Raw genomic sequence first — 25,911 nt, 5'->3', positions numbered from 1 at the left:
AGCGTACAAATGCCTGGCCACGCCCGGCGATCCAGGGACGGAGTCCCGGCGTACGGCCCCTCAGCGCCGCCCGCTGCGGCGCTGCGTCTCGTCGGCCTCCCCGCCGGCGCCGACGAGCCCCGTGCGCATCCCCCTGAGCCGCGGCTCGAAGCGCCGCATCTCCCGCTGCCCCACGGTCGCGATGAGCCCCGGCAGGTACCCGCGCACGCTCTGCATGCCGCGCAGCCACCACTGCGCGTACACATGGCTCGACCGCCGCTCGATCCCGGCCACGATCCGGTCCACCGCCGGGCCCAGCGGGTACGTCTTGTTGGACGGCCACGGCAGCCGCTGACGCAGTTCCCGCATCACGTCCTCCTGGTCGGCGCCGCGCACCATGTCCGTGTCCGTCCACGACAGATACCCGACCCCGACCCGAACGCCCTTGTGCGCGACCTCGGTTCGCAGACAGTGCGCATACGCCTCCACACCCGACTTGGACGCGCAGTACGCCGACATCATGGGCGCGGGCGTGATCGCCGCGAGCGAGGCGATCTGGAGCAGATAGCCACGGCTCTCGGTCAGCACCGGCAGGAAGGCGCGGGCCGTCACCGCCGAACCGACCAGGTTGACCTCGATCACCCGCCGCCACGCCTCGGGGTCGGAGTCGGCGAACGGGCCGCCGGTCGCCACACCCGCGTTGGCGACCACGATGTCGACCTTCCCGAACCGCTCCTTCACCTCCCGGGCGACCCGCGTCATCGTCTCGTGGTCGGTGACATCGGCGTACCAGTGGGCGCTGTCCCCGTACAGCTGGTCGGAGACCTGCTTCAGCTCGTCCGCCTCCAGGCCGACGAGTGCCACCTTCGCGCCGCGCGCGGACAGCTTGCGCGCCAGCAGCTCGCCGACGCCCCGCGCGGCGCCGGTGACGACCGCGACCTGCCCCTCCAGACCGACCCTGCTCATGCGCCCTCCTCGATCCGTGCATCCGCCGCGTACGCAGTGACAAGTTCCCGGATCTTCCCGGTCACCAGCTCCGGTGCCTCCACCGGTGTCATATGGCCGAGCCCCGGCAGCTCCGTGCTGCCCACGCAGTTCGGCAGCGCCGCGACCAGCGTCCGGGCGTGCACCGGCGGCGTGAGCCGGTCCGCGGTGCCGACCACGACGTGCGTCGGCACCGTCAACTCCCTCAGACCGCCCTCGAGATCGAGCCCTTCGAGCACGAGCGACCAGGCGTGGCGCACACCCCGCGGGCAGGCGTGCACCACCCGCGCGCACGCCTCGACCATCTCCGGGGACGATCCGGGAGCCATGGTCGCGTACTTGAGGATGCGCTTCGCGACGGGCGTGACCGGACCGAGAGGGGCGCGCGAGCCCAGAAGGCGCGCCGTGAGCCAGGTGCGGACGCGCCCGGCGCGCAACGGCACCACGCGCGCCTCCGCGACCAGGCGCGCACTCCCGGTGCTGCACAGCAGGACGGCCGCCGCGTGCGCCTGGAAGCGCGGGCGTGCCGCCGCGGCCATCACGGTCATCCCTCCCATGGAGTGCCCGGCGATGACGGCCTTCCGCCCCGGTTCCAGCGTGGCGGCGAGCACCGCCTCCAGGTCGTCGGCGAGCGCCTCGGTGCTGCACGCTGGGCTCGCGGGGCTGCGCCCGTGCCCGCGCTGGTCGTAGGCGATCACGCGGTGGTCCGCGGCGAGGTCCCGTATCTGCGCCGCCCAGAAGGCGGTCGAGCAGGTCCAGCCGTGCGCGAGCACGACGGCGGGCGCGCCGTCGGGACCGTGCACCTCGACGTGCAGCCGGGCGCCGTCCGCGGAGACCACGGACAGCTCACGGACCGGGACGGGAGGGGCGTACCGCCCGCTCGTGACATGGGTGAGCCTGCTCATGCGCGCGTCGCCTCCACGGTCGCGGTCTTCTCGTCGTCTGCGGTGTCCTTCGCGGCCCCGCCGGTCCCCGCGGTGCCGGCCGGGGCCCTCAGCACCTCGTACTCCGCGAGGTCCACGCGTCGCGTCGCGCTGCGGAACTCCGTGGTCGTACCGGGCCAGACGGTGGTGTTGCGGCCGGCTGCGTCGAGGTACCAGCTGGTGCAGCCGCCGGTGTTCCACACCGTGCGCTTCATGCGTTCCTGCACCGTGTGGTTCCAGGCGTCGACGGCGCCCGCGCTGGCGTCGAGCGCGACCCGTCCGCCCAGCACGTCCAGCTGCCGCATGAAGTCGGCCAGGTAGTTCAGCTGGGACTCGATCATCAGGATCATCGAGGAGTTCCCCAGGCCGGTGTTCGGTCCGATGATCGTCATCCAGTTGGGGAAGCCGGCCGCGGAGGCACCCCGCAGGGCCTTCATCCCGTCCTTCCACGCCTCCGCGAGCGTCCTGCCGTCCGCGCCGACGACCCGCTCGGCGATCGGCATGTCGGTGACGTGGAAGCCCGTGCCGAAGATGATCGCGTCGACCTCGGCCTCGCTGCCGTCGGCGGCGACGACGGTCGGCCCGCGGACCTCGCTGAGCCCGGCGGGGACCACGTCCACATTGGGCCGCGCGAGGGCGGGGTAGTAGGTGTTCGACAGCAGGATCCGCTTGCAGCCGATGCGGTAGTCGGGGGTGAGCGCGGCGCGCAGGGCCGGGTCCTTGATCGCGCGGGCGATGTTGCGCCCGGCCATCCGCTCGACCAGCCCCAGTTCGTCCGGGTGCTTGGTGAACGCCTGGACCTGGAGTTCCCGGATGCCCCACAGCAGTCCGCGGCGCAGCCGGGTGGTGAACGGCAGCGCGCGGTGCAGACCGCGTTCGAACCCGCTGATGGCGCGGTCGACGCGGGGCAGCACCCAGGGCGGGGTGCGCTGGAGGAGGGTGAGGTGCGCGACGTCGGGCTGGATGGACGGCACGATCTGGATGGCGGACGCGCCGGTGCCGACCATGGCGACCCGCTTGCCGCGCAGGTCGTAGTCGTGGTCCCAGCGGGCGGAGTGGAAGACCTTGCCGGGGAAGCCGTCGAGGCCGGGGATCTCCGGGATCTTCGGGTCGGACAGCGGCCCGGTGGCGGAGACGACGACATCCGCGGTGAGCCGTCCGCTGCTCGTCTCGATCGCCCAGTGCAGCTTCTCCGTGTCCCACGTCATCAGCTTCACCTCGGAGTCGAAGCGGATGTGGGGACGCAGCCGGAAGACGTCGGTCACGTGCTCCAGGTAGGCGCGGATGTGCTCCTGCCCGGAGAAGGTGCGCGGCCAGTCGGGGTTGGGCGCGAACGAGAACGAGTAGAGGTGCGAGGGGACGTCGCAGGCGCAGCCGGGGTAGCTGTTGTCGCGCCAGGTGCCCCCGACGCTGTCCGCCCGCTCCAGCACCACGAAGTCGGTGATGCCCTCGCGGCGCAGCCGCACGGCGGCGCCGAGCCCGCCGAACCCGGATCCGACCACCGCCACTCGTACATGAGGCACATGCTCGTTCTCGGCCATCCGAAGCCTCCCGGTCCTTACGACACGGCCCCCTGACGCCCGGTCAGGCGGACCCGCACAACCATGCCAGTGAACACTGGCGCAATGGGAGGTTAGGGCAGCGGCGTACCGATGGGTAGGGGGCGGACCGAGGAAAGTTACCTGGGGTACGACGTAGGGTGCGGGAGTGGCAGACCACGGGGAGCGGCGCGAGTACCGCATGGAGGAACTGGCCGAGGAGGCCGGCATCACGGTGCGCACCCTGCGCTTCTACCGCGAGCGCAAGCTGATCCAGGCGCCGCGCCGGGAAGGACGCATCGCCTGGTACGACGAGACGCACCTGGCTCGGCTGCGCACGATCTCGGCGCTCCTGGAACGCGGCCACACCCTCAGCGGCATCGCGGACCTGGCCGAGGCGTTCGACCACGGACGCGACGTCGGCGACCTGCTCGGCGTCGGCGCACCCACCGAGGAGATCCCGGTGCGCCTCACCCCCGAGGCCCTGGCCGACGTGTTCGGCGCCGAGGCGACGCCGGAGAACCTCGCGGCGGCCCTCGACCTCGGCTACCTCGGCACGGACGGCGGCGAGATCGTCCACATCAGCCGCCGCCTGCTGGAGGTCTCGGCGGCCCTGGTGCGCGAGGGCATCCCGCTCGCCGACGTCCTGGCCGCCGCCCGCCGGGTGCGGGAACACGCCGAGGCCCTCGCGGACGTCTTCACGGACCTGGTGGCCACCACCCACCGCTCCCCCGAGGACGTCCAGCGCCTGCGCCCCCTGGCGAAGAGCGTGGCGGAGGCGGAACTGTCCCTGGCGCTGGACCGACGGCTGCGCCGGCACGAGGAGCACCGCGCACAGCGGCGCGGCCGCCATCCGTAGCGACGCCGTCGGCCCGGCCGCCCCTGCGGGTCAGCCGCGCACCGCAGCCAGGCACTCGTCGTACAGGTCCAGGATGTCGCCCTTGCCGTCGTCGGCGACCCAGGTCATCGATGCGACATCCAGGCATGCGAACGCCGTCGCGATCACCGCGCGGGCCCGCACGCCCTCGTTGCCGGCGGCCGCGTCCATGCGGGCCTCGACGAGCGGCAGCAGTTCCTCCTGGAACCGCAGTCGCTTTTCGAGCCAACCGGCACGCAGCGAAGGGGTGTCGTACAACAAGCGGAACCGCTTCAGGGCCTGCTCCCGGCTGTCGTGCAAGGCCAGTACGGCGGCAACCCCCGCGCGCACGACCTCCCAGACGCCGGCATCGGCGGGCTGTCCACCGATCGTGTCCACCAGGACCTGCCCGAACCGGTCCTGGCCGCCGCCGAGAAGGTCCTCCTTGGCGCCGAAGTAGCGGAAGAGGGTGCGCTGGGAGACGCCGGCCTCTCGAGCGATCTGGGCGACGGTCGTCTCCTCGTAGCCCTGCTCGGTGAACAGGCGCAGCGCCGTCTCGAGGATCTCCCGGGAAGCCAGTTGCCGTGTCCGGTCCCACAGCGTGGCCGGTGCACCCGTCGCCGACTTGGCTTCCTGCTTCATGCCACCAGACTAGCCCAGCACTGCCAGGCCGACAGTCACATCCTTCTTGGCAGTCGCTGCCAGGCTGTCGTACGCTGCCAAACCTTCGACGCCCTGTTCGACATCAACGTCAAGGGGAACTTCTTCACCCCGCAGAAGGCGCTGCCGCTCCTCGACGAGGGCGCCTCGGTCGTGTTCACCGTGGGGGCCGCCGAAGTGGTCGGGGCCGCGATGACAGCCGCGAAGGGCGCTCTGCTGCCCCTCATGCGGTCCCTCGCGCTCGAACTCGCCCCCCGCCGCATCCGCGTCAACGCGGTCAGCCCGGGAATGATCGACACCCCTGTCTACGGCAAGATGGGTGTCTCCCAGGAAATGATCGACTCCTGGGCCCGGGACGTCCCGCTCGGCCGCGTCGGCGCTCCCGCCGACATCGCCGAAGCCGTGACCTTCCTCGCCTCGGACGCCGCCGCCTACATCACCGGCGACAACCTCACCGTCTCCGGCGGCATCGGTGTTCACTCCAACGCCTGACGGGCCTTCGCACGGCGTTCGCGGCGACGTGCCGCGCGTCCGCCTACCGGTCGAACACGACCGTGACCGGGGCGTGGTCCGACCAGCGCTCGGCATGTGTGGCCGCGCGCTCCACGTACGCCTTCACGGCACGCTCGGCCATGCCGGGCGTCGTGCACACCAGGTCGATGCGCCAGCCGGTGTCGTTGTCGAACGCGCGCCCGCGGTACGACCACCACGAATAGGGCCCCTCGGCGTCGGGATGCAGGGCCCGGACGACGTCCACGTACCCGCCGTCGTTCACGTCGAGGACCCTGCTCAGCCATGCCCGCTCCTCGGGCAGGAAGCCCGAGTTCTTCTGGTTGGCACGCCAGTTCCTGAGGTCGGCCTCGCGGTGGGCGATGTTCCAGTCGCCGCACACGACGACCTCGCGGCCCTCGGCGGCGGCCCGCTCCCGGAGATCCTTGAGATGGGCCAGGAACTCGCCCATGAACCGGACCTTCTCGTCCTGCCGTTCGGTGCCGACCTCACCGGAGGGCAGATACAGACTGGCGACGGTGACCCCGGGCAGATCCGCCTCGACGTACCGTCCGCCGCCGTCGAACTCCGCCGAGCCGAATCCGACCCGCACACGGTCGGGCTCACGCCGGGTGTAGAGCGACACCCCGGCGCGCCCCTTCGCCGCGGCCGGCGCGTGCACGACGTGCCAGCCGTCGGGTGCGCGCAGCCCCTCGGGGATCTGCCCCGGCTCCGCGCGCACCTCCTGGAGGCACAGCACATCGGCGGACGTACCGTCCAGCCACTCCACGAAGCCCTTCTTCGCGGCGGCGCGGATCCCGTTCACGTTCACGGAGGTCACTGTCAGCACGCGCGAACCCTACCGGCACACTGGAAAGGCCCCGCCCGCCGACACTGCATAGATGTACCATGACCAGCATGTTTATTCGACACGTCCCCTTCGACCACCCGGACGCCGTCAAGCTCAACGACCAGGTCCAGGCCGAGTACCACCTGCGCTACGGCGACGGGGGCGACGCCACCCACCTGGACCCGGCGATGTTCGCGCCACCGGCCGGGCTCTTCCTCGTCGCGTACGACGCGCAGGACCGTCCCGTCGCCACGGGCGGCTGGCGTACCCAGGAGAAGAACGAGGACGGGTACCAGGACGGGGACGCCGAGCTCAAGCGGATGTACGTCATCGAGGAGCTGCGCGGCCGGGGCCTGGCGCGCCGCATCCTGGCCGCGCTGGAGGAGGACGCCCGCGCGGCGGGCCGCATCCGCATGGTCCTGGAGACGGGCACCAAGCAGCCGGAGGCGGTGGCGCTGTACGCCTCCAGCGGCTACGAGCCGTGCGAGAAGTTCGGCTACTACCGCTTCCACGAACTGAGCCTGTGCTTCGCGAAGCCTCTGTAGGACGGGCGGCGAAGCCGCCGCAGGACGAGCGGCGGGGCCGCGTCCTGGCCGGGGTGCGGGGCACTGCGGTCGGCCGCTCCGGCGGGCGCGGTCGGCCGCTCCGGCGGCCCTCGACTGTCAGCAGCTGAGCGAACTCGCCCGTGAGGCAGGGGAGTTCGATGTCTCTCATCCGTACCGGCCCCTAGATGGAGGCATCCGCACCATGATGAGCACCGACCCCGTGGGACTGCTGCGCGTGTTGATCGTCCACGAGCGTCCTTCGGCGCACCGGGTGGTCTGCCACAGCCGGTGCGTCAGTCTGGAGCGGGGGGTCTTCGTCGGCGATTCCGTACTCCCGGTGGACACCCCGCCGGGAGCCGTGATTCCCCCGGCCCGGGTGGTCCGTATACACCGCCAGCCGTACGGGGAGTTCACCGAGTTGCCCGCCGTCTGGAGCGCTCTCGTCGAACTCGAGGGCCCGGACGTGTCCTGGGTGCAGCCCGAGGCGACGCTCCGGGCGGTCCCGTCGGAAGGAACGGAGGCCGGCCGGGCAAAGGACCGGTGAGCCGCGGTCGGACCCCGACTTCGTCCGCACGACGGCAGTTGCCGTGCTTCGCCGCGGTATTGCATGTCGAAGCCCCGGCGGAAATTCCGACCGGGGCTTCGAGCTGCGTGGACCTGAGGGGATTTGAACCCCTGGCCCCCTCGATGCGAACGAGGTGCGCTACCGGACTGCGCCACAGGCCCTTGCAACGAGTGAAACTCTAGCATCCCCGTCCGGCTGCCTGGAAATCCGTTCCTGGCTGGTCAGCCGAGCGCCGCCGGGGCGGAGTCACTCGTTGGCGGCCCGGGGCCGTTCCCCGTCCTCGTACTGGTCGAACAACGGTGTACGTCCACGCCCCCGGGCCCGGCGTGCCGAAACCGAACGCCGGGCGTCGCTCCGGCCGCTGCCCGCGGGCTCCGCCGGCTGCGCCTCCGGTCCGCTCCCGGACTCCCCGGGGCCCGGCTCGGCGCCGGCCTCGGGGGCCCGCGGCGCCGGTGCTGCCTCCGCCGCGCTGGACCGGGCCGAGCTCCATGCGTCCGGCGCCCCGAGATCCACGTTCGGTGTCGCCCGCGGAGCGACCGGCGCGGTCACATAGGTCGGCAGCGGCACCGGTACGGGGTCCCAGCTGTCGCCGTGACCCGGCCTGCGCCGGCGCTCGCGCTGCTGGTCCACCCACTCCGCGTGGTCGGTCTGCTCGACCAGGGCCCGGCGGTCGGCGGCGAGCGCGGACAGTCCGGGGTCACTGTCGGCTTCGGGGCCCTCCTCCGGTTCCTCGGCCTCGGAGGGCGCCGGGGGCCGACGCCGCGGCTGGCGCTCGCGCAGCCGCTGCGCCGCGGCCTCGGCCCGCCGCCGGTCCATCGTGTACGTGAACCGCTTCCGCTCCTGAGCCCGCAGATAGGCGATGTACACGCTCAGCAGCACCGCGGGCACCCCCGGCGCCCACAGCAGGGCGAGGCCCCCGACCGCGGCGACGATCGCGCCCAGGGTGAACGCGAGGAAGAGCATGACGGTCGTGCGCCGCCGGCGCGCGAGCACCTTCGAGCGCTGGGCGCGCGCCTTGGCCTCCGCGGAGGACGCCTTCCTCGCCCCGGGCGCCCTGTTCGGCTTCGGTGTGCGCGCGGCCGCCCCGGGCGTCCGCCGGGCCGGCTCGCCCGGCTCCCGCGGAACGGGGTCCCGCCTGACGGGCTCGCGGTTGACGGGCTCGCGCTCACCCGGCTCACCCGGCTCGCGCCGGGCCGGTTTCTGCGGCTCCACCCGGGCCTTGACCTGCTTCCTGGTCGGAGGCATGGCGAAGGCCCGGACGTCCACCGAGTCGGTGACGCCGTCCGGATCGGCATCGGGCTCCCCCTCTTCGGCGGAGCGCGCGCGCAGGTCCTTGGCGTATCGGCGCTCCATCCCCGCCCGTCCGGACAGCAGCCGGATGGCGGTGCTGAAGCGTTCCGTGGGACGAGACTCGTTCAGCTCGTCCTGCCTACGGAGCCACATCGGCACCAAGTAGGCGGCCCAGGCCCCGACGATGACTGCGTAGATGAGGCCGCTGCTGCTCACGCCTCACACGGTAGAGGGGTTTGCGTGAGGCCATCTGCCAATTGAGCCGGTGTGTCGCACGATCTGGCTGATATTTCGAGCTTTTTTTGGGACCGATGCGATCAGCAGGCCATCGGGACCGCTAATTCATGGGCCTGAGCCGATCAGCGAGCGGCCAATTTCGAACGTATATTTCGAACGTATATTTTATTTTCTCGGGTTGGCGGGCTTACCCTGTTCCGCGCCCGCGTCCCGCGCGCGGGACGTCGGGGGCTGCGTGCCCGGCTGCTGGGAGCGTGCCCGGTGCCAGCGCGCGAGCAAACCCTCCGGCGCCTCTTCCGCGGTGAGCGCGAACACGAGATGGTCCCGCCAGGCCCCGTCGATGTGCAGATAGCGCGGCCGGAGCCCCTCCTCGCGGAATCCGAGTTTCTCCACGACCCGGCGGCTCGGTCCGTTCTCGGGGCGAATGCAGACCTCGATGCGGTGCAGCCCGACCGTCCGGAAGCAGTGGTCGACGACGAGCGCCACGGCCGTCGGCATCACACCACGGCCCGCGACCGCCTCGTCCACCCAGTAGCCCACATGCCCCGAGCACATCGAGCCCCAGGTGATCCCGGCCACCGTCAACTGCCCGACCAGGCGCCCCTGGTACTCGATCACGAAGGGCAGCATCCGGCCCGCGTTGGCCTCGTTGCGCAGATGCCGGACCATCTGGCGGAAGGTCGGCCGGTGCGCGACCGGGCCGGTGGGCGTGGGCGGCGGAATGGTCGCCTCCCACGGCCGCAGCCAGTCCCGGTTGCGGCGGTTGACCTCGCGCCAGGCCCGCTGGTCGCGCACCCTTATCGGCCGGAGGACGACATCGCCGTCCGCCAGCTCGACGGGCCAGGATGGGCTGTTCAGCTCGCACCCCCACTCGGTCCCGGGTCCTCGCCGGCCGGGGACCCGCCCGCGTGCGCCCTGGGGTGGTCACCGCCGCGGATCTGGTCGACTGCGTGGACCAACAAGGGTTCCAGGACGGCCAGTCCGTCCTTCACCCCGCCGGTGGAACCCGGCAGGTTGACGATCAGTGTCCCGCCGGCGACCCCGGCGAGTCCCCGGGAGAGCGCCGCCGTGGGCACCTTCTCCCTTCCGAACGCCCTGATGGCCTCGGGAATGCCCGGCACCTCGTAGTCGATCAGTGCCCGGGTCGCCTCGGGGGTGCGGTCGGTGGGCGACAGGCCGGTGCCGCCGGTGGTCACGATCACGTCGTAGCCCGCGCGGGCGCCGGTCCGCAGGGCGTTCGCGACCGGGTCCCCGTCGGGAACCACCCAGGGCCCGTCGACCGCGAAGCCGCACCGGACGAGGGCCTCCGCGATCAGCGGGCCGCCCTTGTCCTCGTACACACCGGCCGCCGCGCGGTTCGACGCGGTCACCACCAGGGCCGAGTACGGCGCCGTCAGGGCACCCCCGGCCGGCGGCCCGGCCGGTGCCGTCATGACCTGCTCCAGGAGCCCGACTTCCCGCCGCTCTTCTCCTCCACGCGCACGTCCGTGATCACCGCGCCCTTGTCCACCGCCTTGACCATGTCGATCACGGTCAGCGCCGCGACACTGACCGCGGTGAGCGCCTCCATCTCGACGCCCGTGCGGTCGGTGGTCTTCACGGTGGCCGTGATCTCGACGGCGTCGTCCGCGACCGACAGGTCCAGCGTCACACCGGACACCGACAGCGGGTGGCACAGCGGGATCAGGTCCGGTGTGCGCTTGGCGCCCATGATGCCCGCGATCCGCGCCGTGGCGAGCGCGTCGCCCTTGGGCAGGCCCTCACCGCGCAGCAGCTCGACCACGCGCGGTGAGACCAGGACGCGGCCGCTGGCGCGCGCGGTGCGCGCGGTCACGTCCTTCCCGGAGACGTCGACCATGCGGGCTGCCCCCGCCTCGTCGATGTGGGTCAGTCGGTCCTGCGTACTCATCTGCTGTGGCGCTCCCGGTCCGGGCCCGTGCGGCGGGACGCGCGGGCCTGCTGTGCGCGACACGGTACCGCCAACCGGGGGTGGTCAGCCGAGCAGGACCACCTCGACCTCGGTGCCCGGCTCGAGGGACGTGTCGTCCTCGGGGACGACGATCAGCGCGTCGGCCTGGGCGAGGGCCGCGATCAGATGCGATCCGGCGCCGCCGACGGGGGTCACCGTGCCGTCGCGGTACGCCCCGCGCAGAAACTGCCGGCGGCCCGCGGGCGAGGTCAGCGCCTTGTCGGTCTCCAGGACGGCCCTGGCCCTGGGGCGGTGCACGTCCTCCAGGCCCATCAGGGTACGGATCGCGGGGCGCACGAACAGCTCGAAGGACACGTACGACGACACCGGGTTGCCCGGCAGCGCGAGCAGCGGTGTGTGGTCGGGGCCGATGGAGCCGAAGCCCTGGGGCTTGCCGGGCTGCATGGCGATCTTGCGGAACTCTACGCCGCCGCCCGCCGCGTCCTCGTCGCCGATGGCGGAGAGGGCCTCCTTGACGACGTCGTACGCCCCCACGCTCACCCCTCCGCTGGTGACCATGAGGTCGGCCCGCACCAGTTGGTCCTCGATGGTCGAGCGAAGCGTGTCGGCGTCGTCGGCGACCGCGCCCACCCGGTAGGCGATCGCCCCCGCGTCCCGGGCGGCGGCGGTGAGGGCGAAGCTGTTGGAGTCGTAGATCTGTCCGCGGCCCAGTTGCTCGTCGGGCTGGACGAGTTCGCTGCCGGTGGACACCACGACCACGCGCGGGCGCGGACGCACCCGGACCGTGCCGCGGCCGATCGCGGCGAGCAGCGCGATCTGCGGCGGGCCGAGGACGGTGCCGGCCTCCAGGGCGCGGTCGCCGGCCTTGACGTCGCTGCCCTGCGCGCGCACGTGGGCGCGCGCCTCGGCGGGACGGTGGACCCTGACCTCCCCGGAGGCACCCTCCGGGGAGAGGCTGCGGGCCCGCATCCCGGAGACGGGCCCGCCGCCCAGCCCGCCGTCGGTCCACTCCACGGGGACGACGGTCTCGGCGCCGGGCGGCAGCGGGGCGCCGGTCATGATCCGCGCGGCCTGCCCGGGGCCCACGCGGAGCAGATCGGCCGAGCCCGCCGCGACGTCCCCGATCACCGTGAGGACGGCCGGGAACTCCTCGCTCGCGCCCGCCACGTCGGCGACACGCACCGCGTACCCGTCCATCGAACTGTTGTCGAACGGCGGCAGGGAGACCGGCACCGTGACGTCGTCGACCAGGACGCAGCCCTGGGCGTCGAGCAGTTGGAGCTCGATGGGTTCCAGGGGACGGACGGTGGCGAGGATGTCCTCCAGGTGCTCGTCCACCGACCACAGGTGGTCCGGGCCGGTGGCGCGGTTCGCGGCGGCGCTCAAATCGCTACATCTCCTCGGCTACGTAACTGCGAAGCCAGACCCGGAAGTCCGGGCCCAGGTCTTCACGTTCGCACGCGAGTCTGACAATGGCACGCAGGTAGTCGCCACGGTCTCCGGTGTCATAGCGGCGGCCCTGGAAGACCACGCCGTGCACGGGGCCGCCGACCTTCTCGTCCTCGGTGAGCCGCTGGAGGGCGTCGGTGAGCTGGATCTCGCCGCCGCGGCCCGGCTCCGTCGTGCGCAGTATGTCGAAGATGTGCGGGTCGAGGACGTAGCGGCCGATGATCGCGTAGTTCGAGGGGGCGTCCGCCGCCTCCGGCTTCTCGACGAGGCCGGTCACCTTGACGACGTCGCCGTCCTCGGTGGGTTCGACGGCCGCGCAGCCGTAGAGGTGGATCTGCTCCGGCGCGACCTCCATGAGCGCGACGACGCTGCCGCCGCGCAGTTCCTGGACCTCGACCATGCGGGCCAGCAGGGGGTCGCGCGGGTCGATCAGGTCGTCGCCGAGGAGGACGGCGAAGGGTTCGTGGCCGACGTGCGGGGCGGCGCACAGGACGGCGTGACCGAGCCCTTTGGGATCGCCCTGGCGGACGTAGTGCATGGTGGCGAGGTCGCTGGACTCCTGGACCTTCGCGAGCCGTTCGGCGTCGCCCTTCTTCCCGAGTGCCGACTCCAGTTCGTAGTTGCGGTCGAAGTGGTCCTCGAGGGGGCGCTTGTTGCGGCCGGTGACCATCAGGACGTCGTCGAGCCCCGCGGACACGGCCTCTTCGACCACGTACTGGATCGCGGGCTTGTCGACGACCGGCAGCATCTCCTTGGGTGTCGCCTTGGTGGCCGGCAGGAACCGGGTGCCGAGGCCCGCTGCGGGGATGACAGCCTTGCTGATCCGGGGGTGCGACTCAGTCATGTCCGCAACCATATCCGGTGACTATGTGCGGAATCTGTGCCCCCGGCCAATTCGCTCTCATATGATCACATTAAGGAAGGATGGGGGCAGGACTGTGGGTCCCATGGAACGCGACACGGATTCTGACAAGCCATTGTTGCGGCGAGGGTTCCTCGCGGTGAGAAGCAGGTTGACGGCGGATGACGTGCGCAAGGCGGCGGACGCGCTCGCCGGCCGGGCACTGGAGCTGCCCGAACTGGCGCACGCCCGAACGGTGGCGGCCTACGTCTCCGTGGGGAGCGAACCCGGCACCCTGGCGCTCCTGGACGCGCTGCGCGAGCGGAACGTGCGCGTCCTGCTCCCGGCGCTGCTGCCGGACAACGACCTCGACTGGGGTGTGTACGCCGGGCCGGACTCCCTCGTCCGCGTCCGGCACGGAGGGAAGATGGCCCTCCTGGAGCCCGCGGGCGAGCGCCTGGGCCCGGAGGCGGTCCGTCAGGCCGACGCCGTGCTGCTGCCCGGCCTTGCCGTCGACACCCGCGGCATGCGCCTCGGGCGCGGCGGCGGCTCCTACGACCGCGTGCTGGGCCGCCTGGAACGGACGGGTGCCGAGCCCGCGCTGGTGGTGCTCCTGTACGACGCGGAGATCGTCGAGCACGTCCCCGAGGAGCCGCACGACCGTCCGGTCCACGCGGCGGTGACACCCTCGGGCGTGCACCGTTTCCGCGAGCCCTAGTACCCCTGCCGCACCCGTGGAAGGCCCCCGGAGCCCCGCCGCCCCGTGCCACAAGCGAACCGGCCCTCCCCCGCGCGGGAGGAGGGCCGGTGTCACAGGACGGGCTCACAGGCCCGGCCCCGCAGGGCGGTGCCCGTCAGGGGCGCGTCAGGGCTTGAGCACCAGGGTGTCGGCCGTGGTCCCGTCGACCGCGTTCTTCGAGAAGCGCCACGGCAGCAGCTCGCCCTTGGCCCACAGGTCCGTCTGGTCGGTGTAGTGGGAGCTGTAGGCGTGGCCCGAGGCACCCGAGAGGTTGATCCACTTGGACTTGTCGAGGTCGCCCAGGTTGACCACCATCCGCATGGACGGCACCCAGACGACACCGTAGCCGCCCGCCGCGTTCCAGCCCGTGGCGTTCACGGTGGCCTCGCCGCCGTCGAGCTTCCAGGGGCCCCGGTTGAGCATGTACTGGATTATCCGGGGGCCGCCGGTGCCGAGGGTCTGGTTCTTCAGGAACAGCCGGTGCAGACGGCCCCAGCTCCAGGTGTCGATGTCCTTGCCGAGCTTGGCGGTCAGCTCCCACCGGGCGTCCTTCATGGCCCGCGCGAACAGTTCGTCCCGTGTCGTGGTCGCCTTGTCGGTGCGCGTCCCGGGCGTCTGCCACCAGTCGTTCTTCTCGTCGTCGACGATGCTGCGCACCACCTCGAACCAGCGGTCGCCGCCGTCCGGCTGCGCCTGGTCCGCGTCGCGCTGGCCGCACTCGCGCACCTTCCGGTCCTCGTCCGCGGGCCCGGTGTTGTCGGCCGGCTCGACCCACAGGCACTGCCCCTTGACCCGCAGTTCCTTGGGCAGCTTGTTGCCGAAGGCCAGCTTGAGGACGTTGCGCCAGACGGCGTTGAAGTACGCGGCGGCCGCCGAGTCGGCGTCCTGGGTGTAGTCCCAGCCCTCCAGCAGCTTCTGCGCCTCGCGGACGTGCCGGTCCGAGACGTCGATCTTGAGCAGCTTGGGCACCAGGAGCCTGGCGATCTCGCTGCTGCTGTCGAGCTGCATCTGCCGCATGTCGTCGGTGGAGATCTTGCCGCCGCCCTTGATCTTCGACTCGATCAGGTCGTTTATCCGCTGGCTGCGCGCGCCGTAGCCCCAGTCCGTGGTGAGCGTGTAGGGGTACTTGTCCTTGTCGACCACGGCCTGGTTGGCGGTGACGACGTAGCCGCGCTCCGGGTTGAACTCGTGCGGCAGCTCGTCCTGTGCGATGTAGCCGGTCCAGCGGTACTTGGAGTCCCAGCCGGGCGCCGGGATCGATCCGTCGAGTCCCTGCGCACGCGTGGGGATCTTCCCGGGCAGCTGGTAGCCGATGTTGCCCTGGGTGTCGGCGTAGACCAGGTTCTGCGAGGGCACGTCGAAGGACCGGGCCGCCGCGCGGAACTCGTTCCAGTTCGTCGCCCTGTCGATCTCGAACACGGCGTCCATGGAGGAGCCGGGGTCCAGCGCGGTCCAGCGCAGCGCGATGCCGTAGCCGTCGCCGCGGTCGGGCGCGGCGGTGTCGACGGTCGCCTTCTTGCCGACCTTGACGAGCTCGTCGTCGCGGTCGGACAGGAGGGGGCCGCTCTTCGTCTCGCGGACGACGATCTGCTTGGATCCACCCCCGGCGATCTTGATCGTCTCGGTGCGGGTGCTGAACGGCACCACCTTGCCGTCGTACACGTAGCCGTCGCCGGACAGCTTCTCCAGGTAGAGGTCGCTGACGTCCACGCCGGAGTTGGTCATGCCCCAGGCGATGGCCTGGTTGTGGCCGATGATCACTCCGGGCAGGCCCGCGAACGTGTACCCGGTGACGTCGTACGGACATGCGGCGGAGACGGTCGTGCAGTGCAGGCCCATCTGGTACCAGACCGACGGCAGTGAGGCCGACAGGTGCGGGTCGTTGGCCAGCAGCGGCTTGCCCGTGATGGTGTGGCGGCCGGCCACGACCCACGAGTTGGAGCCGATACCGTTGCCGTTCACGCCGACGGCCGTCGGGACGCCGTCCAGGACGGTGTAGAGGCCCGCCAGCTGGCTGCGCAGGGCCGACGACCCGGAGGTCCCGGTGGTCGACGTGGTGGTCCCGTTTGTTCCGGTTGTTCCGGTTGTCCCCGTCCCGGTGCCGGTCCCGGTCCCGGTCCCGGTGCCGGTGCCGGTGCCGGTGCCGGTGCCCGACCCGGTTCCCGTCGAGCCGCCCTGTCCGAACGTCTTCGTGGCCGCGTCGTACCGGCCCTCCTGGACGATCGGCTTGTGGCGGCCGAACGGGTACTCCGGGTACAGGTCCGCGATCTGCTTGGGGCCCAGCCGGCTGGTCAGCAGGGAGCGGTCGATCTCCTCCTGCATGTTGCCGCGCAGATCCCAGGCCATCGCCTTCAGCCAGGAGACCGAGTCGACCGGGGTCCACTCCTCCGGCTTGTAGTCGTTGGTGAGGTTCAGGGCCGCGTACTCCAGGGAGATGCTCTCGCTGCCCCTGCCCCGCAGGTAGGCGTTGACCCCCTTGGCGTACGCCCGCAGGTACTTCTTGGTGGAGGCCGACAGCTTGGTGTCGTACTCCTTCCGCGCCACTCGGTCCCAGCCCAGGGTCCGCAGGAACTCGTCGTTCTTGACCTGGCTCTTGCCGAACATCTCGGACAGGCGTCCGGACGTCATGTGGCGGCGCACGTCCATCTCGTAGAACCGGTCCTGCGCCTGGACGTAGCCCTGGGCCATGAACAGGTCCTCGGCGGAGGAGGCGTAGATCTGCGGGATTCCGTTGCCGTCGCGCTTGACGTCGACGGGGCCCGAGAGGCCGTCGAGGGTGATCGAACCCTTGGTCTGCGGGAAGGAGGCACGCACGGTACTGACGGACCAGTACCCGCCGTAGCCGAAGCCCGCCACGAGGGCCAGCACGAGGACGATCACGACCAGACGGGCTCTGCGCCCCTTCTTCCTGCCGGACTTGCCGGGCTTCTGGCCGGAAGAGGCGGTGGTGTTGGGGGGCATCGCTGTCCTTGCTGTCCTAACACGAGCGGCAGGGCGGGCTGTGCTTTCTACTGAGCGCTGGAGCAACCATAGGCGCAGGGGCCCCGCCGCCTGGACGCGGTCCGGGCAACCCGGCCGGACTGGAGTTCGATCACGCGCCCCGAAGCGTCAAGAAAGCGTCAAGAATTAGGTAAGGTAACGAAGTACTTGCGGTGAAGTCCCTGGTCGCCAGGGCGTCACCCGTCCTGGTCGAGGCGTTCGCATCGCGGCGCCGGGAATGGCGAGAAGGGAACGGCCGCTGACTGTCCACCACCTCAACCAGCTTCTGCTCCTGTGCTCGCTCGTTCTGCTCGTCGCGGTGGCGGCGGTTCGTGTCTCGTCGCGCAGCGGGCTCCCCAGCCTGCTCGTCTACCTCGGCATCGGCATCGCCATGGGCCGGGACGGGGTCGGCGCCATCCCCTTCACCAACGCGGAACTGACCCAGGTCATGGGGTACGCGGCCCTGGTCGTGATCCTCGCTGAGGGCGGTCTCGGCACGAAGTGGAGGGAGATCAGGCCGGCCCTCCCGGCGGCCGCCTCCCTGGCGCTCGTGGGGGTCGCGGTGAGCGTCGGCGTCACGGCCGCCGGTGCGCACTACCTCTGCGGGCTCGAATGGCGGCAGGCGCTCATCATCGGAGCGGTGGTGTCGTCCACCGACGCGGCGGCCGTCTTCTCCGTGCTGCGGAAAGTGCCCCTCCCCGCCCGCCTGACGGGTGTGCTGGAGGCCGAGTCCGGCTTCAACGACGCCCCGGTGGTCATCCTCGTCGTCGCCTTCTCCACGGCCGGCCCGGTGGAGCACTGGTACACGCTGCTGGGCGTGATCCTCCTGGAGCTGGCCATCGGCGCCGCCGTCGGCCTCGCGGTGGGCTGGCTCGGCTCCTGGGGCCTGCGGCATGTGGCGCTGCCGGCCTCCGGTCTCTACCCGATCGCCGTCATGGCCATCGCGGTCACCGCCTACGCGGCCGGCGCGCTGGCCCACGGCAGCGGCTTCCTCGCCGTGTACCTCGCGGCGATGATGCTCGGCAACGCGAAGCTGCCGCACTGGCCCGCCACCCGGGGCTTCGCCGAGGGGGTCGGCTGGATCGCCCAGATCGGCATGTTCGTCCTGCTCGGTCTGCTGGTCACCCCGCACGAACTGGGCGACGACGTGCTGCCCGCCCTCGTCATCGGCCTGGTGCTGACCATGGTGGCGCGGCCGCTGAGCGTCGTGGTGAGCCTCGCGCCGTTCCGGATGCCGTGGCAGGAGCAGACACTGCTGTCGTGGGCCGGGCTGCGCGGAGCGGTGCCCATCATCCTGGCGACCATCCCCATGGTGAACGGCGTCGACGCCAGCCGCCGCATCTTCAACATCGTCTTCGTCCTCGTCGTCGCCTACACCCTGCTCCAAGGGCCGACGCTGCCGTGGCTGGCCCGCCTGCTGCGACTGGGCGAAGGCCCCGAGGCCGCCGACCTCGGCATCGAATCGGCGCCCCTGGAGCGGCTGCGCGGCCATCTGCTGTCCGTCGCGATCCCCGAGGGATCACGGATGCACGGCGTCGAGATCAATGAGCTGCGGCTGCCGGCCGGCGCCGCGGTCACGCTCGTCGTCCGGGAGGGGCGGTCGTTCGTGCCGCTGCCGACGACGGTGCTGCGGCGCGGGGACGAACTGCTCGTGGTCGCCACGGACCAGGTCCGTGACGCCGCGGAGACGCGCCTCAGGGCCGTCGGCCAAGGCGGCAAGCTGGCCGGCTGGCTCGGTTTGGACGACGGGGCGGCGGGCGGCCGCGGCGGCGGAGCCCGCGGCGGGCGTTGAGGGCACGGCGGTCGTGGAGCCACGGCGGTCGTTGAGGGCCCGGCGGTCGTTGAGGGCCCGGCTGGTCATTGAGGGCCCGGCGGTCATTGAGGGCCCGGTTAGAATCAAGGCGCACTTGATCGAACCAACTCTGCCTGACGCAGAGCTGGCGCGACCGTATGGCGGCCGCGACGCCCCCCTCGACGGGCGCCGGTATCTACCGCAGTCCGCGCAAGAGGACAGCTCTCGGCGCCCCCCGCACGGGCGCGCTACCAGGCGGCAGAAAGGCGCGGGCCGTGGCGTCCACGGTCACCTCGAAGTCGTCCCGTCCGGGCTACTGGCAACTGCTGCGCACCCGCGGCGCCTGGACGTTCCTGCTCCCGGGCTTCGCGGCGCGTCAGCCGTTCGCGATGCTCACCCTCTCCATCGTGCTGCTCCTGCGACACACCACCGGCTCGTACGGGGCGGCGGGCGCCGTCGCCGCGGTCACCGGCGCCTCCATGGCACTGTTCGCGCCCGTCGGCGGCCGTCTCGCCGACCGCCACGGCCAGCGGGCGGTGCTGGTCCCCGGCGTCCTGGTGCACGCCCTGTCGGGCGCCGCCCTGACGGCGCTCGCGCTGGCCCACGCCCCCTTGTGGGTGCTGTTCGCCGCAGCCGTGCCGACGGGTGCCTCCGTGCCGCAGATCGGCCCCATGGTGCGCGCCCGCTGGGGCGTGCGGCTGCACGGCTCACCCCTGCTGGCGACGGCGGCCGCCTTCGAGTCCGTCACCGACGAGCTGACCTTCGTGCTCGGCCCGCTGCTGGCGACGGCCCTGTGCACCACCGTGACCCCGGCCGCGGGCCTGCTGACGGAGGCCGCGCTGACGCTGGCCGGCGGTCTGCTGTTCGCGGCGCGGAGGAGCACACAGCCGCCGGTCGCCGCCGTGCCGCACGCCCGCGTACGGCACGCCCCCGCGCTGCGCGTCCCCGGGGTACGGGTGCTGGTCGTGACCTTTGTGGGCATCGGGTCCGTCTTCGGCGGCCTGCAGGTCGCGCTCGCCGCGTTCAGCGAGTCGACCGGCGAGCCCGGCCTCAACGGCGTCCTGTACGGCGTCTTCGCCGCCGGCAACATGCTCTCCGGCGCCGTGTGCGGCGCCGTCGCCTGGAAGGCCGCCCCGCAGCGGCGGCTCGTCCTCGGCCATGCCGCCCTCGCGCTGGCCGCCTCGAGCCTGTGGACCGCACACTCCGTGACCGTCCTGGCCGGCCTCGGACTGCTCGTCGGCGTGTGCGTCGCGCCCGCCCTGATCACCGGCTACACGCTGGTCGAGGGCCTTGTCCCGGACGGCGCCCGCACCGAGGCGTTCACCTGGCTGACCGGCGCGGTCGCGCTCGGCCAGGCGGCCGCGGTGACGGTCGCGGGACAGTTGGAGGACCGTCTGGGGGACGGCGCCGGTTTCCTGGTCTCGATGGGCGGCACGGTGCTGGCACTGGTGACCCTGGTGTCCCTGCGGTCACGGCTGGCGGCACGGGCCGACGGCCGCACCGTCGCGCGTGGTGTGGGTCACCGCGTGCCGGTGACGGTGGACTGATCCCGAGGAATACGTCACTATGGATCGTCGTTAGCACTCATCGAGTGAGAGTGCCAGGAGGAAGACACGTGCCGACCTACCAGTACCAGTGCACCGAGTGCGGCGAGGGCCTCGAGGCGGTGCAGAAGTTCACCGACGACGCCCTGACCGAGTGCCCGAGCTGCGGTGGCCGCCTGAAGAAGGTGTTCTCCGCCGTCGGCATCGTCTTCAAGGGCTCCGGCTTCTACCGCAACGACAGCCGCGGCTCGTCGTCGAGCAGCCCGGCGTCGAAGTCGTCGAACTCCTCGTCGACGTCGTCGTCCTCGTCCTCGGCGTCCTCGGCGTCCTCGTCGTCTTCGTCGTCCTCGTCCGACTCCGGGTCGTCGGCGACGAACACCTCCACCAGCTCCGCCGCGTAAGCGCGCTGTCGTGCGACCCCGTCGTCGGCCGACGGCGGGTTCGCACGACGGCGGGGTCGCATGACGGCGGGGTCGGACGGCGGCGGAGCCTTCGCGTCCCGAAGCCAGCTACTGTGCTCGCCATGCAGAACGCAGACATCGGTGTCATAGGCGGCTCCGGCTTCTACTCCTTCCTCGACGACGTGACCGAGCTCCGCGTCGACACCCCCTACGGACCGCCCAGCGACTCCCTCTTCCTCGGCGAGGTCGCCGGCCGACGGGTCGCCTTTCTCCCCCGCCACGGCCGCGGCCACCACCTGCCGCCGCACCGCATCAACTACCGCGCCAATCTGTGGGCGCTGCGCTCCGTAGGCGTGCGCCAGGTGCTCGGGCCGTGTGCCGTCGGCGGCCTGCGCCCCGAACACGGTCCCGGAACCCTGCTCGTCCCCGACCAGCTGGTGGACCGCACGAAGGCCCGGACGCAGACCTACTTCGACGGACTGCCGCTGCCCGACGGCACCGTGCCGAACGTGGTGCACGTCTCGCTCGCCGACCCCTACTGCCCCGTCGGCCGCAAGGCCGCGCTGGAGGCGGCGCGCGGACGGGACTGGGAACCGGTCGACGGCGGCACGCTGGTCGTCGTCGAGGGCCCGCGATTCTCCACCCGTGCCGAATCGCTCTGGCACCGTGCGCAGGGCTGGTCGGTGGTGGGCATGACCGGTCATCCGGAGGCCGCGCTCGCCCGGGAACTGGAGCTCTGCTACACCTCCCTCACCCTGGTCACCGACCTCGACGCCGGAGCCGAGAGCGGCGAGGGCGTCTCGCACGACGAGGTGCTGAAGGTGTTCGCGGCGAACGTGGACCGGCTGCGGGGCGTGCTGTTCGACGCGGTGGCGGCGCTGCCGGCGAACGGGACACGGGACTGCTTGTGCACGACCGCGCTGGGCGGAATGGACCCGGGGTTCGAGCTGCCCTGAGCGGAACGGGCGCGGGGCCGGCGCTCGGGCCGGCGCTCGGGCCGACGCCCGGGGCGGCGCTCGGGCCGACGCCCGGGGCGGCGCTCGGGCCGACGCCCGGGGCGGCGCCCGGCACCGGCGTGTGGAACGCCCTGTTCGGGTGAGGGAGTTGTCCACAACCGGCCGGTAGTCCACGGGCGTCGGCGGACCCGGCGGCGAAGCCTCATCGTGGATCGCACCTCGATCTCGCGATGCAGGTGGTGATCAGCATGACCCGGTCCTCGTTCCCTCCCCTTCCCGCGCCTCACCCGGACGTCCCCGCGCCCCCGCCGCACCGGGCCGCCTTCACGGGTGTCCACGCCCCGGACGCCCTGGACGCCGCGGTCGGTGCGGTCGGTGCCGCCGGTGTGGTCGGTGCGGGCACGCCCGCGACGTGTGCGGTGCCGCACTTCGCTCCCGTGCGCGTGCGCGGCGGCGGGCAGCGGCTGCGGCGTCTCGTCCGGCACCGCAGGAGGGCCGTGGCCACGGGCCTGGCGGTCACCGCCGCCGCGCTCGTGGCGGCGGGGCCGCCCACGACCGAGGGGGCACGGGGACATCCGGACGCCGACGCGCGCCCGACCGCCGCCTCCGGGCCCGTACGGGAGCGCCACGCCGTCGAGATGGTGACGGCACCGGTGCGGATCGCCGACGGGGCCACGGTGGGGCTGCTGCGGCCGGGCGACCGGGTCGATGTGATCGCGGCCGACGGGAGCGGAGGCGCGTCGGTGGTCGCGGCCGGGGCGCGCGTGACGCGGCTGCCGGACGCGGCGGCCACGGAGAGCGGAGCGCTGGTCGTGCTGTCCGTGCCGCGCAGCACGGCAGCACGGCTGGCCGGTGCGGGCGCCACCGCACGGCTGGCGGTGACGCTGTGCTGAGCGTGCCGAGCGGCCTTCACGGCGCCCCGGACTGGACAGGTGTACTACGCCCTGCCGTAGGTTGCGGAGCGTTTTTCTCCACAGCCGGAGTGATCGAGGAAGGGCCCACAGGTGAGCGAGAAGCAGCGTCCGGGCGTCTGGAACGGTTTCAAGGCGTTCCTGATGCGGGGGAACGTCGTCGACCTGGCGGTCGCGGTGGTCATCGGTGCCGCCTTCACCAGCATCGTGAACTCCGTGGTGAAGGGGATCATCAACCCGGTGGTGGGTGCCCTCGGCACCAAGAGCCTCGACAGCTACAGCTCCTGCCTCAAGGCGCCGTGCACGGGCACCGGCGACACCGCGACAGGGGTCCGGGTCCTGTGGGGCTCGGTCCTCGGCGCCACGCTCAACTTCCTGATCACCGCGGCCGTCGTCTACTTCCTGATGGTTCTGCCCATGTCCAGGTTCCTGGCCCGGCAGGAGGCCCGCCGCAAGGCGAGGGAGAGCGCACACGAGGCGATCGAGGTGACCGAGCTGCAGGTGCTCAAGGAGATCCGCGACGCCCTCGTGGCGCAGCGCGGGCCGGGTCACGGCAGGCCGTAGCCCACGGGCCGCCCCTGCGCGGGGGTGCGCTCAGAGGTGGTGGGGCGGCTTCTCGTCGAGGAAGCGTGCCAGGTCGGCGGCGCTGCCGGCACTCTGCGCGGGGCGCTCGCCCCACCCCTGGTCCGTGTCGTCCGAGGACGGCCGGCTCAGCGGGTCGTCGAAGACGAGAGCGTCCTTGGGCGCGGACCTGGGCTCGGACTTGGGCTCGGACCTGGGCGCGGACCTGGGCTCGGATGCGGGCTCGCGCGGCTCGCGGGCGGGGGCTGGGCTCATGGCACCAGCGTACGTCCGCGCCGGGGCCGCCCCCGCGCCCTGTCGGGCGGATGCGGACGTCCCCTCCTGGAGCCGGCGCGGACGCGCGGATCGCCGCCGCCCGGGGTCGTGCCGACGGATACGAGCGGATCATGAGTCCATGACGGTTGACGCTCTGACAGATGTCGCGGGCCTGCGCGTGGGGCACGCCACACGGACCGGGGACGGCTGGCTCACCGGCAGCACGGTCGTCCTCGCCCCCGAGGGCGGCGCGGTCGCGGCCGTGGACGTGCGCGGCGGCGGGCCCGGCACCAAGGAGACCGACGCGCTGGACCCGCGCAACCTCGTGCAGAAGGTGGACGCGGTCGTCCTGACGGGCGGCAGCGCGTACGGGCTCGACTCGGCGTCGGGCGTGATGGCCTGGCTCGAGGAGCACGGGCGCGGGGTGCGGGTGGGCGCGGAGCCGACGCACGTGGTGCCGGTCGTGCCCGCCGCGTGCATCTTCGACCTGGGACGCGGCGGCGACTTCGCGGCCCGGCCGGACGCGGCCGTCGGCCGGGCGGCGGTCGAGGCGGCCGCGGCGAGCACGCCGGGCGCGCCCGTGGCGGAGGGCTGCGTCGGCGCGGGCACGGGAGCGACGGTGGGCCAGGTCAAGGGCGGCGTCGGTACCGCGAGCACCGTGCTCGACTCGGGGATCACGGTGGCCGCGCTGGTCGTGTGCAACGCGGTGGGCTCGGCGGTGGAGCCGGTGACGGGCGCCCTGTACGGGGAGTTGCTCCAGGGCCTGACCCACCGTCCGGCGCCCGAGGTGCACGAGGCCGCGCGGCGGCGGCTCGCCGAGACCGCCGCGCACAACCGGCACCCGCCGCTGAACACGACCCTCGCCGTCGTGGCGACCGACGCCGACCTCACCAAGGCGCAGGCGCAGAAGCTCGCCGGCACGGCGCACGACGGCATCGCGCGCGCCGTCCGCCCCGTGCATCTGCTGCACGACGGCGACACGGTGTTCGCGCTGGCGACCGGCGCGCGTGCACTCGCCACCGGGAATCCCCTCGCGCTCAACGACATCCTCGCGGCGGGCGCGGACCTGGTGACGCGGGCGATCGTCCGGGCGATGCGCGCGGCCGGCTCCGTGGACGGGCCGGGCGGGACGTGGCCGTCCTACGGGGAGTTGTACGGGGCCGGATAGGGGCCGGACAGGGGTCGGGCAGGGGCCCGACAGCAGCCGGGCAGGGGCCGGAGCGCGGGCGATTGTCCCGGTTCTGTCACGTGATGGCGTTCGCCGCGGCGGGCGGGAACCCGCTGCGGCGGGGTTCGCTCTTCTTCCACGTACTGGAGCGAATCACGCACCTCACGAGACCTGGGAGAAGCCCGTGACAACGCCGGACATGCGAGCGCGGCGCGTCGTGGGGGCCTGTGCCGCCCTGATGGTCGGCGCCCTGACCCTCACAGCCTGCGGCGGCAGCGCCAAGGCCGACAACAGCAAGGACGGAAAGGAATCCGCCAAGACCTCCGTGGCGAAGATCACCATCTCGGCGAAGGACGGCTCGACGGGCGCGTCCATCAACGCGACCGGGGTGACGGTCAGCGGCGGGAAGCTGACGGAGGTGAGGATGACGGTGGCGGGGACGGGCGCGGCCGTCCCCGGGGACCTGTCCGCGGACGGGAGGTCCTGGAAGCCGAGGCAGCGGTTGGAGCGCGGCACCAAGTACCAGATCTCGGCCACCGCCAAGGACTCCGGCAACCGCGTCGCGGCCGCCAACTCCATCTTCACCACGGTCACCCCGGCCAACAGCTTCATAGGCACGTACTCGCCCGACAACGGGACGACGGTGGGCGTCGGGATGCCGGTGTCCTTCACCTTCGACAAGGCCATCAGCGACAAGAAGGCCGTGCAGTCGCACATCACGGTGACCTCCAGCAGCGGGCAGCAGGTCGTCGGGCACTGGTTCGGGGCGCAGCGGTTGGACTTCCGGCCCGAGCAGTACTGGAAGGCCGGCTCCAAGGTCACCATGAGGATCGACCTGGACGGTGTCCGGGGCGCGAACGGCGCGTACGGCGTCCAGAAGAAGACCGTGAGCTTCACCGTCGGCCGCTCCCAGGTCTCCACGGTCGACGTCGGCACGCAGACCATGACGGTCGTGCGGGACGGCACGACGCTCAGGACGATCCCGATCTCGTCGGGCAGCCCGCAGCACACCACGTACAACGGCCAGATGGTGATCTCCGAGAAGTTCGCGCAGACCCGCATGGACAGCCGGACGGTGAACCTCGGCGGCGAGTACAACATCCCGGACGTACCGCACGCGATGCGGCTGACGAACACCGGGACGTTCATCCACGGCAACTACTGGTACAACAGGGCCGCTCCGCCCTTCGGCCGCCAGGGCACCAGCCACGGCTGCGTCGGACTCGCGGACGTGCAGGGCGGGCAGGGGGACACGAGCGCCAAGTGGTTCTACGACAACTCGCTCATCGGTGACGTGGTGACCGTCAAGAACTCCCCCGACAAGACGGTCGCGCCCGACAACGGGCTCAACGGCTGGAACCTGCCGTGGGCCGCGTGGACCGCGGGAAGTGCCCTCTGACCAGGCGAAGCTGACGAACGATCGGGCCGCGCGGGAACTCGTCGCGCGG

At 72.1% G+C, this 25,911-nt stretch carries 26 protein-coding genes and 1 tRNA gene; 13 read left to right on the top strand and 14 right to left on the bottom strand.

The genetic code is table 11. The features are described 5' to 3' along the window. Positions 1-60: 60 nt before the first annotated feature. The 3 genes from ACFYMU_RS20335 to ACFYMU_RS20325 are packed head-to-tail and all read right to left on the bottom strand — an operon-like array spanning position 61 to position 3,427. Positions 61-945 (bottom strand): SDR family oxidoreductase, encoded by an 885-nt coding sequence (locus tag ACFYMU_RS20335; protein WP_388374723.1) that lies wholly within the window; start codon positions 943-945, stop codon positions 61-63. Beyond that, a complete protein-coding gene (locus tag ACFYMU_RS20330; protein WP_388374720.1) occupies positions 942-1,868 on the bottom strand; it encodes an alpha/beta fold hydrolase in 927 nt (308 codons plus the stop codon). The genes ACFYMU_RS20335 and ACFYMU_RS20330 overlap by 4 nt, the downstream gene beginning before the upstream one ends. Continuing rightward, the gene (locus ACFYMU_RS20325; protein ID WP_388374717.1) at positions 1,865-3,427 is read right to left on the bottom strand and encodes a flavin-containing monooxygenase; all 1,563 of its coding nucleotides are present in this window, start codon (positions 3,425-3,427) and stop codon (positions 1,865-1,867) included. Before ACFYMU_RS20325 ends, ACFYMU_RS20330 begins: the two co-directional genes overlap by 4 nt. Positions 3,428-3,626: 199 nt before the next feature. Here ACFYMU_RS20325 and ACFYMU_RS20320 point away from each other — a divergent pair, with 199 nt between their 5' ends. Next, entirely contained in the window at positions 3,627-4,283 is a 657-nt protein-coding gene (locus ACFYMU_RS20320) for a MerR family transcriptional regulator (RefSeq protein WP_388375165.1), read from the top strand. 30 nt (positions 4,284-4,313) lie between these two features. On the opposite strand, the gene ACFYMU_RS20315 is transcribed toward ACFYMU_RS20320, so the two are convergent. Then, positions 4,314-4,922, bottom strand: coding sequence for a TetR/AcrR family transcriptional regulator (locus ACFYMU_RS20315; RefSeq protein ID WP_388374715.1), 609 nt, complete (start codon positions 4,920-4,922; stop codon positions 4,314-4,316). Here ACFYMU_RS20315 and ACFYMU_RS20310 point away from each other — a divergent pair. Beyond that, entirely contained in the window at positions 4,860-5,432 is a 573-nt protein-coding gene (locus ACFYMU_RS20310; RefSeq protein ID WP_388374712.1) for an SDR family oxidoreductase, read from the top strand. The genes ACFYMU_RS20315 and ACFYMU_RS20310 overlap by 63 nt on opposite strands. A 43-nt stretch (positions 5,433-5,475) precedes the next feature. Here the strand turns inward: ACFYMU_RS20310 and ACFYMU_RS20305 are convergent, their stop codons facing one another. Further along, positions 5,476-6,279 carry an exodeoxyribonuclease III gene (locus ACFYMU_RS20305; RefSeq protein WP_388374710.1) on the bottom strand — a complete coding sequence of 268 codons (804 nt, stop codon included), beginning with the start codon at positions 6,277-6,279 and terminating at the stop codon, positions 5,476-5,478. Positions 6,280-6,347: 68 nt separating this feature from the next. On the opposite strand from ACFYMU_RS20305, the gene ACFYMU_RS20300 reads away from it, so the two are divergent. Together ACFYMU_RS20300 and ACFYMU_RS20295 are read left to right on the top strand one after the other, a co-directional pair. Then, positions 6,348-6,824, top strand: a complete 477-nt coding sequence (locus ACFYMU_RS20300) for a GNAT family N-acetyltransferase (RefSeq protein ID WP_388374708.1) — start codon at positions 6,348-6,350, stop codon at positions 6,822-6,824. A gap of 202 nt (positions 6,825-7,026) precedes the next feature. Further along, positions 7,027-7,368 carry a hypothetical protein gene (locus tag ACFYMU_RS20295; protein ID WP_388374705.1) on the top strand — a complete coding sequence of 114 codons (342 nt, stop codon included), beginning with the start codon at positions 7,027-7,029 and terminating at the stop codon, positions 7,366-7,368. Positions 7,369-7,476: 108 nt separating this feature from the next. On the opposite strand, the gene ACFYMU_RS20290 is transcribed toward ACFYMU_RS20295, so the two are convergent. The 7 genes from ACFYMU_RS20290 to galU form a co-directional block, all read right to left on the bottom strand. Beyond that, positions 7,477-7,550, bottom strand: a tRNA-Ala gene (locus ACFYMU_RS20290). Positions 7,551-7,635: 85 nt separating this feature from the next. Then, on the bottom strand, positions 7,636-8,895 hold the full coding sequence (glpR, locus tag ACFYMU_RS20285; RefSeq protein ID WP_388374702.1) for a gephyrin-like molybdotransferase receptor GlpR: 1,260 nt from the start codon (positions 8,893-8,895) through the stop codon (positions 7,636-7,638). 186 nt (positions 8,896-9,081) lie between these two features. Further along, the gene (locus ACFYMU_RS20280) at positions 9,082-9,774 is read right to left on the bottom strand and encodes a GNAT family N-acetyltransferase (protein ID WP_388375163.1); all 693 of its coding nucleotides are present in this window, start codon (positions 9,772-9,774) and stop codon (positions 9,082-9,084) included. Then, positions 9,771-10,349 (bottom strand): molybdenum cofactor biosynthesis protein B, encoded by a 579-nt coding sequence (locus ACFYMU_RS20275; protein WP_388374699.1) that lies wholly within the window; start codon positions 10,347-10,349, stop codon positions 9,771-9,773. The genes ACFYMU_RS20280 and ACFYMU_RS20275 overlap by 4 nt, the downstream gene beginning before the upstream one ends. Then, the gene (gene moaC / locus ACFYMU_RS20270) at positions 10,346-10,825 is read right to left on the bottom strand and encodes a cyclic pyranopterin monophosphate synthase MoaC (protein WP_388374696.1); all 480 of its coding nucleotides are present in this window, start codon (positions 10,823-10,825) and stop codon (positions 10,346-10,348) included. Before moaC ends, ACFYMU_RS20275 begins: the two co-directional genes overlap by 4 nt. Before the next feature lie 84 nt (positions 10,826-10,909). After that, positions 10,910-12,232 carry a gephyrin-like molybdotransferase Glp gene (gene glp / locus ACFYMU_RS20265; protein WP_388374693.1) on the bottom strand — a complete coding sequence of 441 codons (1,323 nt, stop codon included), beginning with the start codon at positions 12,230-12,232 and terminating at the stop codon, positions 10,910-10,912. A gap of 4 nt (positions 12,233-12,236) precedes the next feature. Beyond that, positions 12,237-13,139 (bottom strand): UTP--glucose-1-phosphate uridylyltransferase GalU, encoded by a 903-nt coding sequence (gene galU, locus ACFYMU_RS20260; protein ID WP_388374690.1) that lies wholly within the window; start codon positions 13,137-13,139, stop codon positions 12,237-12,239. 103 nt (positions 13,140-13,242) lie between these two features. Between galU and ACFYMU_RS20255 the strand changes: the two genes are divergently transcribed. Continuing rightward, positions 13,243-13,854, top strand: a complete 612-nt coding sequence (locus ACFYMU_RS20255; RefSeq protein ID WP_388374688.1) for a 5-formyltetrahydrofolate cyclo-ligase — start codon at positions 13,243-13,245, stop codon at positions 13,852-13,854. Positions 13,855-14,001: 147 nt separating this feature from the next. On the opposite strand, the gene ACFYMU_RS20250 is transcribed toward ACFYMU_RS20255, so the two are convergent. Then, the gene (locus ACFYMU_RS20250) at positions 14,002-16,836 is read right to left on the bottom strand and encodes a penicillin acylase family protein (protein WP_388374687.1); all 2,835 of its coding nucleotides are present in this window, start codon (positions 16,834-16,836) and stop codon (positions 14,002-14,004) included. 256 nt (positions 16,837-17,092) lie between these two features. On the opposite strand from ACFYMU_RS20250, the gene ACFYMU_RS20245 reads away from it, so the two are divergent. The 6 genes from ACFYMU_RS20245 (at position 17,093) to mscL (ending at position 23,022) form a co-directional block, all read left to right on the top strand. After that, the gene (locus ACFYMU_RS20245; RefSeq protein ID WP_388374685.1) at positions 17,093-18,646 is read left to right on the top strand and encodes a potassium/proton antiporter; all 1,554 of its coding nucleotides are present in this window, start codon (positions 17,093-17,095) and stop codon (positions 18,644-18,646) included. A 275-nt stretch (positions 18,647-18,921) separates the two neighbouring features. Further along, positions 18,922-20,193: an MFS transporter gene (locus ACFYMU_RS20240; RefSeq protein WP_388374682.1), complete on the top strand. Its 1,272-nt coding sequence runs from the start codon at positions 18,922-18,924 to the stop codon at positions 20,191-20,193. 68 nt (positions 20,194-20,261) lie between these two features. Beyond that, positions 20,262-20,591, top strand: a complete 330-nt coding sequence (locus tag ACFYMU_RS20235) for an FmdB family zinc ribbon protein (protein WP_388374680.1) — start codon at positions 20,262-20,264, stop codon at positions 20,589-20,591. Between the two features lie 122 nt (positions 20,592-20,713). After that, positions 20,714-21,547, top strand: coding sequence for an S-methyl-5'-thioadenosine phosphorylase (locus ACFYMU_RS20230; RefSeq protein WP_388374677.1), 834 nt, complete (start codon positions 20,714-20,716; stop codon positions 21,545-21,547). 248 nt (positions 21,548-21,795) lie between these two features. Next, complete coding sequence (locus ACFYMU_RS20225; RefSeq protein ID WP_388374675.1) at positions 21,796-22,440, top strand: hypothetical protein; 645 nt, start codon at positions 21,796-21,798, stop codon at positions 22,438-22,440. Positions 22,441-22,551: 111 nt separating this feature from the next. Next, on the top strand, positions 22,552-23,022 hold the full coding sequence (mscL, locus tag ACFYMU_RS20220; protein ID WP_388374672.1) for a large conductance mechanosensitive channel protein MscL: 471 nt from the start codon (positions 22,552-22,554) through the stop codon (positions 23,020-23,022). A 30-nt stretch (positions 23,023-23,052) separates the two neighbouring features. Here mscL and ACFYMU_RS20215 read toward each other — a convergent pair whose 3' ends face one another. Beyond that, positions 23,053-23,295 carry a hypothetical protein gene (locus tag ACFYMU_RS20215; RefSeq protein ID WP_388374669.1) on the bottom strand — a complete coding sequence of 81 codons (243 nt, stop codon included), beginning with the start codon at positions 23,293-23,295 and terminating at the stop codon, positions 23,053-23,055. Between the two features lie 139 nt (positions 23,296-23,434). Here ACFYMU_RS20215 and ACFYMU_RS20210 point away from each other — a divergent pair, with 139 nt between their 5' ends. Both ACFYMU_RS20210 and ACFYMU_RS20205 read left to right on the top strand, forming a co-directional pair. Next, positions 23,435-24,463 (top strand): P1 family peptidase, encoded by a 1,029-nt coding sequence (locus tag ACFYMU_RS20210; protein ID WP_388374667.1) that lies wholly within the window; start codon positions 23,435-23,437, stop codon positions 24,461-24,463. A 184-nt stretch (positions 24,464-24,647) separates the two neighbouring features. After that, the gene (locus tag ACFYMU_RS20205) at positions 24,648-25,862 is read left to right on the top strand and encodes an Ig-like domain-containing protein (protein ID WP_388374664.1); all 1,215 of its coding nucleotides are present in this window, start codon (positions 24,648-24,650) and stop codon (positions 25,860-25,862) included. Positions 25,863-25,911 lie beyond the last annotated feature (49 nt).

Source organism: Streptomyces sp. NPDC007264, assembly GCF_042869095.1.
Lineage (GTDB): Bacteria > Actinomycetota > Actinomycetes > Streptomycetales > Streptomycetaceae > Streptomyces.
Note: the sequence above shows the minus strand (reverse complement) of the source record. Positions and strands in the feature narration are given on the sequence as shown.

What these genes read in the sequence shown, in the direction of transcription:
- ACFYMU_RS20335 (WP_388374723.1), bottom strand. Translation starts at nt 945, where the DNA reads ATGAGCAGGGTCGGTCTGGAGGGGCAGGTCGCGGTCGTCACCGGCGCC.
- ACFYMU_RS20330 (WP_388374720.1), bottom strand. Translation starts at nt 1,868, where the DNA reads ATGAGCAGGCTCACCCATGTCACGAGCGGGCGGTACGCCCCTCCCGTC.
- ACFYMU_RS20325 (WP_388374717.1), bottom strand. Translation starts at nt 3,427, where the DNA reads ATGGCCGAGAACGAGCATGTGCCTCATGTACGAGTGGCGGTGGTCGGA.
- ACFYMU_RS20320 (WP_388375165.1), top strand. Translation starts at nt 3,627, where the DNA reads ATGGAGGAACTGGCCGAGGAGGCCGGCATCACGGTGCGCACCCTGCGC.
- ACFYMU_RS20315 (WP_388374715.1), bottom strand. Translation starts at nt 4,922, where the DNA reads ATGAAGCAGGAAGCCAAGTCGGCGACGGGTGCACCGGCCACGCTGTGG.
- ACFYMU_RS20300 (WP_388374708.1), top strand. Translation starts at nt 6,348, where the DNA reads ATGTTTATTCGACACGTCCCCTTCGACCACCCGGACGCCGTCAAGCTC.
- ACFYMU_RS20295 (WP_388374705.1), top strand. Translation starts at nt 7,027, where the DNA reads ATGATGAGCACCGACCCCGTGGGACTGCTGCGCGTGTTGATCGTCCAC.
- ACFYMU_RS20275 (WP_388374699.1), bottom strand. Translation starts at nt 10,349, where the DNA reads ATGACGGCACCGGCCGGGCCGCCGGCCGGGGGTGCCCTGACGGCGCCG.
- moaC (WP_388374696.1), bottom strand. Translation starts at nt 10,825, where the DNA reads ATGAGTACGCAGGACCGACTGACCCACATCGACGAGGCGGGGGCAGCC.
- galU (WP_388374690.1), bottom strand. Translation starts at nt 13,139, where the DNA reads ATGACTGAGTCGCACCCCCGGATCAGCAAGGCTGTCATCCCCGCAGCG.
- ACFYMU_RS20255 (WP_388374688.1), top strand. Translation starts at nt 13,243, where the DNA reads ATGGAACGCGACACGGATTCTGACAAGCCATTGTTGCGGCGAGGGTTC.
- ACFYMU_RS20250 (WP_388374687.1), bottom strand. Translation starts at nt 16,836, where the DNA reads ATGCCCCCCAACACCACCGCCTCTTCCGGCCAGAAGCCCGGCAAGTCC.
- ACFYMU_RS20245 (WP_388374685.1), top strand. Translation starts at nt 17,093, where the DNA reads ATGGCGAGAAGGGAACGGCCGCTGACTGTCCACCACCTCAACCAGCTT.
- ACFYMU_RS20230 (WP_388374677.1), top strand. Translation starts at nt 20,714, where the DNA reads ATGCAGAACGCAGACATCGGTGTCATAGGCGGCTCCGGCTTCTACTCC.
- ACFYMU_RS20225 (WP_388374675.1), top strand. Translation starts at nt 21,796, where the DNA reads ATGACCCGGTCCTCGTTCCCTCCCCTTCCCGCGCCTCACCCGGACGTC.
- ACFYMU_RS20215 (WP_388374669.1), bottom strand. Translation starts at nt 23,295, where the DNA reads ATGAGCCCAGCCCCCGCCCGCGAGCCGCGCGAGCCCGCATCCGAGCCC.
- ACFYMU_RS20210 (WP_388374667.1), top strand. Translation starts at nt 23,435, where the DNA reads ATGACGGTTGACGCTCTGACAGATGTCGCGGGCCTGCGCGTGGGGCAC.